The organism is Halococcus thailandensis JCM 13552 (assembly GCF_000336715.1).
GTDB lineage: Archaea > Halobacteriota > Halobacteria > Halobacteriales > Halococcaceae > Halococcus > Halococcus thailandensis.
In genome coordinates this window covers 1-9,220 of record NZ_AOMF01000142.1, presented here as the reverse complement: position 1 = coordinate 9,220, position 9,220 = coordinate 1, and the positions used below count along the sequence as shown (strand labels likewise).

At 63.5% G+C, this 9,220-nt stretch carries 11 protein-coding genes, 1 tRNA gene and 1 pseudogene; 3 read left to right on the top strand and 10 right to left on the bottom strand.

Annotated features, from left to right (window positions below):
* From tnpA to C451_RS06550, 4 genes and pseudogenes are all read right to left on the bottom strand, one after another.
* Positions 1 to 224: IS200/IS605 family transposase (gene tnpA, locus C451_RS21050; RefSeq protein ID WP_007739033.1), on the bottom strand; the 224-nt coding region annotated here is incomplete at its 3' end.
* 15 nt (positions 225 to 239) lie between these two features.
* Positions 240 to 314: pseudogene (locus C451_RS24600) on the bottom strand (IS200/IS605 family transposase); the annotation flags it as partial.
* 733 nt (positions 315 to 1,047) lie between these two features.
* Complete coding sequence (locus tag C451_RS06555; RefSeq protein ID WP_007739028.1) at positions 1,048 to 1,866, bottom strand: HD domain-containing protein; 819 nt, start codon at positions 1,864 to 1,866, stop codon at positions 1,048 to 1,050.
* Between the two features lie 47 nt (positions 1,867 to 1,913).
* The gene (locus C451_RS06550; RefSeq protein ID WP_007739027.1) at positions 1,914 to 2,393 is read right to left on the bottom strand and encodes a redoxin domain-containing protein; all 480 of its coding nucleotides are present in this window, start codon (positions 2,391 to 2,393) and stop codon (positions 1,914 to 1,916) included.
* 162 nt (positions 2,394 to 2,555) lie between these two features.
* On the opposite strand from C451_RS06550, the gene tatA reads away from it, so the two are divergent.
* Positions 2,556 to 2,888: a twin-arginine translocase TatA/TatE family subunit gene (gene tatA, locus C451_RS06545; RefSeq protein ID WP_007739026.1), complete on the top strand. Its 333-nt coding sequence runs from the start codon at positions 2,556 to 2,558 to the stop codon at positions 2,886 to 2,888.
* A gap of 37 nt (positions 2,889 to 2,925) precedes the next feature.
* Positions 2,926 to 2,998 (top strand) — tRNA-Arg (locus C451_RS06540).
* Between the two features lie 264 nt (positions 2,999 to 3,262).
* On the opposite strand, the gene C451_RS06535 is transcribed toward C451_RS06540, so the two are convergent.
* The gene (locus tag C451_RS06535) at positions 3,263 to 4,243 is read right to left on the bottom strand and encodes an MBL fold metallo-hydrolase (protein WP_007739023.1); all 981 of its coding nucleotides are present in this window, start codon (positions 4,241 to 4,243) and stop codon (positions 3,263 to 3,265) included.
* 103 nt (positions 4,244 to 4,346) lie between these two features.
* Complete coding sequence (locus C451_RS06530) at positions 4,347 to 5,369, bottom strand: NAD(P)/FAD-dependent oxidoreductase (protein ID WP_007739021.1); 1,023 nt, start codon at positions 5,367 to 5,369, stop codon at positions 4,347 to 4,349.
* A 135-nt stretch (positions 5,370 to 5,504) separates the two neighbouring features.
* Between C451_RS06530 and C451_RS06525 the strand changes: the two genes are divergently transcribed.
* Positions 5,505 to 6,452, top strand: a complete 948-nt coding sequence (locus C451_RS06525) for a diacylglycerol/lipid kinase family protein (RefSeq protein WP_007739020.1) — start codon at positions 5,505 to 5,507, stop codon at positions 6,450 to 6,452.
* 42 nt (positions 6,453 to 6,494) lie between these two features.
* Here C451_RS06525 and C451_RS06520 read toward each other — a convergent pair whose 3' ends face one another.
* The 4 genes from C451_RS06520 to C451_RS06510 all read right to left on the bottom strand — a co-directional run bounded on the left by C451_RS06520 (position 6,495) and on the right by C451_RS06510 (position 8,416).
* Positions 6,495 to 7,058, bottom strand: a complete 564-nt coding sequence (locus C451_RS06520; protein ID WP_049913023.1) for a peroxidase-related enzyme — start codon at positions 7,056 to 7,058, stop codon at positions 6,495 to 6,497.
* 53 nt (positions 7,059 to 7,111) lie between these two features.
* Positions 7,112 to 7,252, bottom strand: coding sequence for a hypothetical protein (locus C451_RS22880; RefSeq protein ID WP_162832748.1), 141 nt, complete (start codon positions 7,250 to 7,252; stop codon positions 7,112 to 7,114).
* Between the two features lie 56 nt (positions 7,253 to 7,308).
* Complete coding sequence (locus C451_RS06515) at positions 7,309 to 7,560, bottom strand: MTH865 family protein (RefSeq protein ID WP_007739018.1); 252 nt, start codon at positions 7,558 to 7,560, stop codon at positions 7,309 to 7,311.
* A gap of 79 nt (positions 7,561 to 7,639) precedes the next feature.
* The gene (locus tag C451_RS06510) at positions 7,640 to 8,416 is read right to left on the bottom strand and encodes an HAD-IIA family hydrolase (RefSeq protein WP_007739017.1); all 777 of its coding nucleotides are present in this window, start codon (positions 8,414 to 8,416) and stop codon (positions 7,640 to 7,642) included.
* Between the last annotated feature and the right edge of the window lie 804 nt (positions 8,417 to 9,220).

Sequence of the window (9,220 nt, the reverse complement as noted above, 5' to 3'; positions counted from 1 at the left end):
AGGTCCGTCGTGGGTTTCGTTTTGAACAGGACGTGTATATGGTCGTCTTCGCCGTCGAGGTGCGAGACTTCAACGCCGTAGTTGTCCGCAAACCCGTCGATGACCCCGTGTATGAAATTGGTTCGGTCTTCGGTTAGAACCCCACGCTGATACTTTGTGACGAGTATCAGGTGATAGTGGAGGGAATAGACCGAGTGTGAACCTGAGTCGAGGCCGTAAGACATTGGGTTCACTCATNGATACTTTGTGACGAGTATCAGGTGATAGTGGAGGGAATAGACCGAGTGTGAACCTGAGTCGAGGCCGTAAGACATTGGGTTCACTCATGTGTACGCCACCCCACTACATGGACTTTCCGACGTATGGCGAATCGGCCGAAAGAACAGATGATGACGGCGCTGTATCCCCTCCCTACTCCGCTCCTTGTCCGCCGTTCGGCGGACTGTGGTACTCGTTGAGGAAGGGGAATTAGCGCCTGCCGAANTGACGGCGCTGTATCCCCTCCCTACTCCGCTCCTTGTCCGCCGTTCGGCGGACTGTGGTACTCGTTGAGGAAGGGGAATTAGCGCCTGCCGAATACGTACCGTTAAACACACGGAAAGCCGCCGCTGACGGTCTCCGTGGGTGATCTGTGGCCTACGGCTGCGGTAGCGATTCGTGGTTGCGGAGCGGTGCGGCCCTGGCGGATGAAGGGCGAAGCGAGTGCCGCGACCGAAGGGAGCGCGCCGAGGGCTTCGGCGGTGCTGTGCGGTTGCGGAATGGGTTGCACCGCGCGAGCGCAGCGAGCGCGGTTCGCCGCGAGTGAGCGGAGCGAACGAGCGGGTGTTTTCAGTCCAGGTTTTTGGTCGGGGGTTGAGCGCCGCGAGGCGGCGGAGCCGCCTCGGTCCGTGCGAGCGAGCCTACGGCCCGCGAGCAGACGCCGNCCAGGTTTTTGGTCGGGGGTTGAGCGCCGCGAGGCGGCGGAGCCGCCTCGGTCCGTGCGAGCGAGCCTACGGCCCGCGAGCAGACGCCGTAGGCGCGCGATGCCCCCGTCCAAAAAAGTGCGTCTTAGAGCTCGACGCGTTCGATGAGGCGTTCGTCGGGCTCGCGGGTCGTGACAGCGACGATGCGAACATCGTCTTCGAGCCCTGAATCGGTGAGTTTCGCCTTGAGTAGGCTGTCGACCTGATAGACGCCGGCGGCGTCGGTCATCTCGATCTCGACGACGACGGGGACGTCGTCACCCGCCCTGAGGGTTAGCTCGCGGATGGCCTGACTGGAGACGGTGTTGATGCCGCGCCCGCCCTGTTCGTACGGGCGGCGCGAGCGGCCGTGTTCCATGTCGAGGGCGTCGGAAACCCTGACGACGCCGGCTTCGAGCGTGAGCGGCATCTCGGCAGTGTGATGGCAGAGGATCGCGTGGAGCACCTCTCCTTTGAGTCGGACGCGCTCCTCGACGTCGTACCAGCCGAAATCGGGGAGGAGGCGGTCGAGCACGTCGGCGGCGAGCGGGATCGAGTAGTAGGGGTGGTCGGCGCGGTGGACGACATGGCCGATGTCGTGGAGCGTCGCGGCCAGCGCGATGATCACCGGTTCGTCGGCCTCGGCGAGCCCCTGATCGCCCGCACCGTTGAACGTGACGCCGCCGGCTTTCAGCAGGTCGTAGAGACAGAGCGCGCGGTTGCGGACGATCGAGATGTGTTTCGATCCGTGATCGTTGTAGCGCTTTCTCGTGACCGGGTTCACGTTCTGGGCGTCGAGATAGGCCTGGATCTCGGCATCGTTTTCGACCGTTTCGAGCACCTCGTTGAGTCGTTCGTCGGGAAACGCGTGTTCGATGTCGGGATCGTACACTCGGCCCTTGCGGGCGCTATCGGTGTCGCTCATGGAACGGAATAGGCGGCCGCCGGGAAAACCGATTGGGTTCGCTCAGTTCAGGCTGCGTTACGGGCTGCGCTCACGACTTCGTCGTAGTCCGGCTCGACGCCGGGATCGTCGGAGCGCCACGTGTAGGTGATCTCGCCGTCACCGTCGAGGACGAACACCGCGCGCTGGGCGACCTCGTCGATGCCCAGTTCGTCGAAGCTCATCGTCGCGTCGTAGGCGTCGACGATCTCGTGGTTCGCGTCGCTGATGAGATCGTATTCCAGATCGTTCTCCTCGCGGAAGGCGTTGAGCGCGAACGGCGAATCGACGCTGATCCCGTAGATCCGCGCGCCGGCGTCCGCGAGGTCGTCAAGGCGTTCCTGAAAGGTACGCATCTCGCCGGTGCAGACGCTCGAAAACGCGCCGGGGAAGAAGGCGAGCACGAGCGGCGCGTCGTCGAGGCGCTCCGAAAGCGTGAACGTCTCGCCGAGATCGCCGTTCGCGAGCGGTGCGGTGAACGCCGGTGCCGAGTCGCCATCGGAGAGCATCGTACCCATCGGTCGGTGTCGCCCGCGCATGACTGTTGTGCCCGCCACGGGAATCGGACGGCCGGACAGTCGGGCGGTCGGCGAACGCATGCCTGCCCGCCCACAGCGGTCGTTTCGGTGAGCAAAAGGCCTATAATGGATAGTTCGTAAGCTACAGCCACAATGATGGGATTATCGCTGCTGCAGATCCCGGGTATTCCCGGCGGACCGGAGGTGTTGATCATCCTCGTGATCATCGTCCTCCTGTTCGGCGCGAACAAGATTCCCCAGCTCGCTGGCGCGCTCGGTCAGGCCCGCGGCGAGTTCGACAAGGGACGCCAGGAGATCGAGGAGGAACTCGACGAGATGCAGGAGAGCAACGTCGAAGGCGACTCCGACACCGGTGAAACGACCACCACGACCGAAGCCGACGCGACCGACACACAGACCGACACCGTCGATCACAACCCGCCCGAAGTCGAAGAGCGCAACACCGAAGTCGAGAGCAACCAGTAACGCAACGGTTTTTCGATCCGCCGCCCCAGACCTCGCCGGGCGTGTGGCCTAGCGGATAGGGCGAGAGGTTCCTAACCTCTAGACCGCGGGTTCGAATCCCGTCACGCCCGAGTAGTACCTTTTTACTGCGAGGGGTCGCGCTCGCTCACTCCGTTCGCTCGCCCGACCCCCACTTGCAAAAAGCTACGCTAAAAACTTCCCGCTCGCTCGGCCTTCGGCCTCGCTCACGGTGAATCGCGCTCGTTCCACTCGCGCGGATACTCTACCACTACAGCACCGCCGAAGCCCTCGCGCTCCCTACGGTCGCGCTCGCCCTTCATCCACCAAGGAACCGCTCCCGTACCGCTCCGCGCGGCCGCGCCGCCACCGCTACCTCACGCCTCGACTGCAGGGAACAGTTCGTCGAGATCGGGCTCGCTGTCGAGCAGTCGGTAGCCGTCGTCGGTTCGTTCGGTCACGCCGTGGGCGTCGAGATGTTCCAGATGGGCGTAGGCCTCGCCCGGCCCGTGGAGGATATGGATCGCCGAGAGATCGCCGAACAGGTGTGCGCTCACGGTCCACGCGGTCGCCGGCCCGTACTCGCGCAGTACGTCGAGGACGTTACCGGTGCGCTCGCGATGATGGACGATGATCTCGCGGGCGCGACCGGCCGGATCGTCGATGGGATCGCGATGACCGGGCCACGCGCGGGCGAACCCCGCGTCGACGATGCCGGATAGCGTGTCGAGATAGTTCGCGAGCGGGCGCTCGACGCGCACGTCGGCCCCGCCGACGTTCGGCGTATAATGGGGGAGCAACGCATCGCCCGAGAACAGTTCACGACCGTCGGTACCCTCGAAGGCAAAGCCCGCGAGCCCGGCGGCGTGGCCCGGCAGATGCAGCGCTTCGAGAGTCCCTTCGGGCGTGTCGAAGCGCGCGCCGTCCTCGAACGGCTCGACGGTCGGCGGCGTTCCCTGCAGACTGCCGTCGAGAAAGCCGAGCAGTTCCTCTCGTGGCTCGGCGGGCATCCCCCATTCGTCGAGCAGGTCGCGCTGGCGTTCGTCCATCGCGTCCCACGCGCTCTCCTCGCCGCCGATGAGCGGTGCGTCGGCGGCGTGAGCACGGACCGTCGCGCCGCTTTCCTCTTGGAGTTCGCCCGCCAGCCCCGCGTGATCGCCATGCCAGTGGGTGAGCAGGATCTGCTCGATATCCGCGATCGCCACGCCCGCGTCGGCGAGCCCTTCGTCCAACTGTTCGCGCGTCTCGGCTGTCGCCACGCCGGTATCGATCAGCGTCGGCGCGTCCGACCCCGCACCGAGGACGTAGACGTTGTTCAGTCCCTCGAAGACGGTGTTTTCGAGCGTGATGCGCTCCATCTATCGGTACTCACCGTGCATACCACGACCAGCGGGCTGATGATACATACCACTCGCGGTCGGCGAACGCGTACCTGTCGATCGTGTGCAATAAAAACCGATCTCAGTCGTCGCCCGTGGCGCGGGCGGCCGAGCGCTCGCGCAGCTCGTCGGAGATCGCGGGGACGTCGTCGGCCGCAATCTCGCCCTCCGCTTCGAGCTCGTCGAGGCTCATCGGGAACCGTCGGAGGTCGTAGTGGATATCGATGCCAGCCTTGGCTCCCTGCCCCATCGCGACGGGGATCTGGTTGTGACCGGGGACGAGATCGCCCACGGCGTAGACACCGTCGGCGGAGGTGTTGCCGTGGTCGTCGACCGCCACGGTACCATCGTCGTTGATCTCGCAACCGAGTTCGCGCGCGAGATCGTTGTTGTACTCGGAGCCGTACATCCCGAACCCACCCATGTACTCGCGGCGCTCGCCGTTCTCAAATTCGAAGCCGCCGAGCCACTCCGGATCGTCCTCGTCGGCGAACTTGCTTTCGACGTCGCTGTCGACGATATCGACCGGATGGGCACGCAGCTGGCGGTCGGTCTCCTCGGACCACTCGGGGTCGTGCCCGCGCAACAGGAGATCCACCTCGTCGGTGAAGTTGAGCATGATCATCGCGACGTGGGCGGCCGACTCGCCGTGACCCATCACGTAGACGGGCTCGTCGACGAACATGTAGGCATCACAGTGCAGACAGTAGTGCAGGCCGCGTCCAGTGCGGGGCAGCGGCGGATCGGGATGGACGTCCGAAAAGCCGGTCGCGAGCACCACGCGGTCGGCGAACAGTTCGGCGTCGTTCGTTGTAAGCTCGAACGCTCGCTCGTCGTCGACTCGCTCGGCGTCCGTCACGAACGTCTGGCGGTAGTCCGTGCCGTAGCCCTCGAGCTGTTCGATCGCGGCCTGGAGGAACTCGTTGCCGCTGGTTTCCTCAGTGACACCGATGACGTTGTGCGTATCGCGCATCATCGCGGCACGACCGCCACCTCGATTGAGCACGACCGTATCGTGGCCGAGCCGCGTCGTGTACAGTGCTGCGGTCAGACCCGCCGGCCCACCGCCGATAACTGCGACGTCGTAGCCTGCGCTGTCGTCCATATACCTAGTGGGAGGGCCGCGAGACTCATAACGAATGTGGTCGACGCGCACAACACTACCCGAAAACGACCGCACCGGCGCGGTGAGCAGGCCGATGGCCTATCCGTCTCGGCGTGCAATCCGGCATGTGACACGATGGCCCCCGACCCGGAACACACAGTGACTGCGGCAGGACCGCCCGACGGGGCGAAACGCCGCGTCATCGTGAACCCGACGAGCGGCGGCGGCGAGCACGGCCCGGCGGTCCGACGACTGGCCGACCGCCACGGCTACTCGGTCGTCGAAACCACAAAGCAAGGCGACGGGGCGGCGCTCGCACGCGAGGCCATCGCCGACGGCGTGACGGTCCTTGGAGCGTGTGGCGGCGACGGCACCGTCCAGGAGATCGTCCAGGGGCTCGCCGACGCCGACGCGCTCGATACGGTGCGGTTCGGAGTGCTCCCCGCCGGTACGGCGAACATCTTCGCCGGCGACATCGGCGTTCGGAGCATCGAACACGGTTTCGAGCTGCTCGAAGAGGGTGAGGCGCGGGCAATCGACATCGGGTTCGCCGACGACACGCCGTTCGTCAAATCCTGCATCGCCGGCCTGACCGCCGACACGAGCGCGGCGACCACCTCGGACATGAAAGAACGCTTTGGCCCGCTCGCGTTCGTCATCACGGGCGTCCAGCAGGCGACGAGCTTCGAGGGACTCGCGCTCGATATCGATGTCGTCACCGACGAGGGCGAGCACACCTGGTCGGGCGAGGCGCTCTCGGTGCTCATCGGCAACGCCCGCCGGTTCGCCAAGGAGCTCGGCCAGGCAAACGTCGAGGACGGCCTGTTCGACGTGACGCTCATCGAGCAGATGCCGCCGGGCGAGGCGGTCGCAGAAGCCATCGCCCAGCAGCTGTTGGGCCGCGACACCGAACACGTGACACGACTCGACGCCGAACGCATCGAAATCGAGAGTCGGGCCGACGCGGTGGATTTCAGCCTCGACGGCGAAATCTACCGCCGCGATCGCCTCACGCTCACCGTGCAACCGGCGGCGTTGTCGGTCTGTGTCGGCCCGGAGTACGACCCTGCGCCGACGGCCTGAGTTCGGTGCGGGTGCGATGCGTTCGAGATCGGTCGGCAGCGATCAGCGCCCGAGCGTGTGAAATTCTTCGTTGGGACGCATGTCGGCGAAGTTCGCCATCCGGTTCGAGAGATTGTAGTAGGCGGTGACGCTGGCGATATCCCACGCTGCCTTCTGGGAAAAGCCGACTTCGCGCAGGCGCTCGATATCGTCGGAATCGACCTCGCCGGGCGATTCGGTGAGCTTGACCGCGACGTCGAGCATCGTGCGATGAGGTTCGGCAAGATCGGCCGCGCGATGGTTGGCGGCGAGCTGATCGGCGAGATAGGGATCGTCGGCGTAGATGCGAAGCAACGCACCGTGGGCGACGGTACAGTAATAACAGTCGTTGACGCCGCTGACGGTGACGATGAGCATCTCGATTTCCTCGCGTTCGAGGGCCGTCTGCTCGACGAGGGCGTCGTGATAGGCGAAAAACGCCCGGAAATGCGAGGGCCGGTAGGCAAAGGCTGCGAAGACGTTCGGCGTAAAGCCCGCGTCCTCAGTTTCGGCTTCGATGCGTGCGCGCACGTCCTCGGGCAGGTCCTCGACGTCGGGTACCGGGAACTCACCCATCGCGTCGCTCATGATTGATTGGGCGAGAGGTGCGCGCTTAGGCTTTGTGGCGATCGTGGAGTCGTCTACGACCAACTGTCGAGCCAGCGATTGAGCACGAAGAGGAGTCCGTAGCCGGCGAGACCGATGACGAACACCGTCGCAGGGATGACGAACGGGCCGAACGTCCGCACCAACGCTTCGACAAGCGCCGCCAACCCATCCATGTGTGGCGTTCGACCGCCGGCGAGTTAACTTCGCCCCTTTTGACGAGAGTGCCGACTCAGATCTCGTCTTGCTCGTTGAGCTGTTCGATGACGTCGTCGACGAAGCTCTCGGGGCTCTCGTAGGGGAAATCGCCCCCCGAGAGCTTCGTGTTGAGCTCCATCGCCGTCATCGAGAAATCGCCCGATTCGAATTTCGTCGACGGCCCGTTTGGCAGGGCCGGCACGAGATCCATCGGACTCGAAATCGGGTAGTCGGCCTCTTCGAACGCGTCGATCATCTGGCTTCTGAGTTCGTCTTCGTCTGCCATAGCCACCGATTGTTCAGCGACTGTCAGTAAAAGCGTTCGGGAACCGCAAACGGGTTGGTCGGGATTGCAACGAGCGCTTCTACAGCACCGTCTCGATATCGCCCAGCGAATCGAGGACGTGATCGGGCGTGAGGTCGCTCGTGGCGAGGGTGTCGTCGTCGGTCGTGCCGGTGCGAACGAGTACGGTCTCTATGTCAGCGCGTGCACCCATCGCGATATCGGTATCAAGACGATCGCCGACGATGAGACAGTTCTCGGGGGCGGCGTCGATCGTGGCGAGCGCAGCGGAGAGGGCGTGGTCTGTGGGTTTGCCCACGATAACGTCGGGCTCGCGCTCGGCGACGCCCGCGATGGCACGGATGATGGCGCCCGATCCGGGGATGACGCCGTTTGCGGTCGGGATCGTCACGTCGGGGTCGGTGCCGACGAAGGCTGCACCCGCATCGAGTGCGCGCAGGCCGTCGGTCATGTCGTCGTACTCGAAATCGCGGGTGTAGGAAGCGACGAGTACGTCGGCGGTTTCGGGTTCGTCGGTCAGCGTGAGGTCGGCGTCGGTGAGCTGTGTTCGTAATCCCGGTGCTCCGATGAGGAACAGTCGGTCGGCGGCGTGTTCGGCAGCGAGATAGTCGACGGTGACAGTGCCCGCTGACTCGATTTCGTCGGGGCGGACGGTAAGATCCATCTCGGCGAGGCGGTCGGCGAACTCGGCGGGTGTCTGCATCGGGTTGTTCGAGAAAAAACAGAGGTCGTAGGCGGCGTTCCGGAGCGCTTGGATGCCGCGGCGCGCACCCGGGATCGGCGCGTCGCCGCGATAGACGGTGCCATCGAGATCGACGATCGCGCCACGAGAAGGCATGTAGTCGGTAGGAGTTCGGGTGGGTAAATCCCGTTGGTCTCGGACAGGATAGCGGTTAGTCGTCGTCATCAGGCGGTTTGTCGTGTCGATGGCAGGAGGAGTGTGCTCACATCGATCTTCGCAGGTAGATATATACACACTCGTAGTTCTTCTGGATGAGACATTGCGTTCTTGTAGAGTACTATATATTGATATGATTGCTCCGGTGATGTCGTCTCTAGTGAGAACATCATAATTGATATTGTAATAATTGGTTGCCGCCAATAGTTCTGGGTAGAATTGTGTTTTGGGGCCTCTGAATCGGTTCTGTCGTTCACGATTTAGTGAGGCAGTGCAGCGATCACTGTTCGTATGACTGCAGAGATCGTCGCATATGTGAACTGCAAAGGACGTTGGATCTCGGTGATCGCCGAAATCTGTCTCATTCAGGTTGCGAAATTGGATCCCTATGCATCGGAGAGGAGCGTGCGAACGATCGCTGTGCGGTTCCGATCGGCGACACCGTCACTGACAGTTGTCGTCAGCACTCGACTCAGCCGGGTTGTCTCTATTACAGCTATGAGGCTATCTGAGGCGGTACACCCGGCGGTAGACGACGGATGCATACACTGCAGTCGTGTGTGAGAGTATCGTTCCTGTTTGTGATCTAGTAGTTGTCAGGCGGGTCTCTGACGGGGCTCATGTTGTGGCCGCTGACGACGCCCGACAGTCACGACGCTCGGGTTGGGATTCGACTAGCATCTTACCATGCCGGGTATGGTCAGTGAATTCGATGTCGCCTTTGGAGAGTTCGTCGAGGGCGTT

Bases quoted from the DNA above. Each gene is read 5' to 3' on its own strand.
- C451_RS06555 (WP_007739028.1), bottom strand. From the start codon at position 1,866: ATGAGCGACACCGATAGCGCCCGCAAGGGCCGAGTGTACGATCCCGAC.
- C451_RS06530 (WP_007739021.1), bottom strand. From the start codon at position 5,369: ATGGACGACAGCGCAGGCTACGACGTCGCAGTTATCGGCGGTGGGCCG.
- tatA (WP_007739026.1), top strand. From the start codon at position 2,556: ATGATGGGATTATCGCTGCTGCAGATCCCGGGTATTCCCGGCGGACCG.
- C451_RS22880 (WP_162832748.1), bottom strand. From the start codon at position 7,252: ATGGATGGGTTGGCGGCGCTTGTCGAAGCGTTGGTGCGGACGTTCGGC.
- C451_RS06515 (WP_007739018.1), bottom strand. From the start codon at position 7,560: ATGGCAGACGAAGACGAACTCAGAAGCCAGATGATCGACGCGTTCGAA.
- C451_RS06525 (WP_007739020.1), top strand. From the start codon at position 5,505: ATGGCCCCCGACCCGGAACACACAGTGACTGCGGCAGGACCGCCCGAC.
- C451_RS06510 (WP_007739017.1), bottom strand. From the start codon at position 8,416: ATGCCTTCTCGTGGCGCGATCGTCGATCTCGATGGCACCGTCTATCGC.
- C451_RS06550 (WP_007739027.1), bottom strand. From the start codon at position 2,393: ATGCTCTCCGATGGCGACTCGGCACCGGCGTTCACCGCACCGCTCGCG.
- C451_RS06535 (WP_007739023.1), bottom strand. From the start codon at position 4,243: ATGGAGCGCATCACGCTCGAAAACACCGTCTTCGAGGGACTGAACAAC.
- C451_RS06520 (WP_049913023.1), bottom strand. From the start codon at position 7,058: ATGAGCGACGCGATGGGTGAGTTCCCGGTACCCGACGTCGAGGACCTG.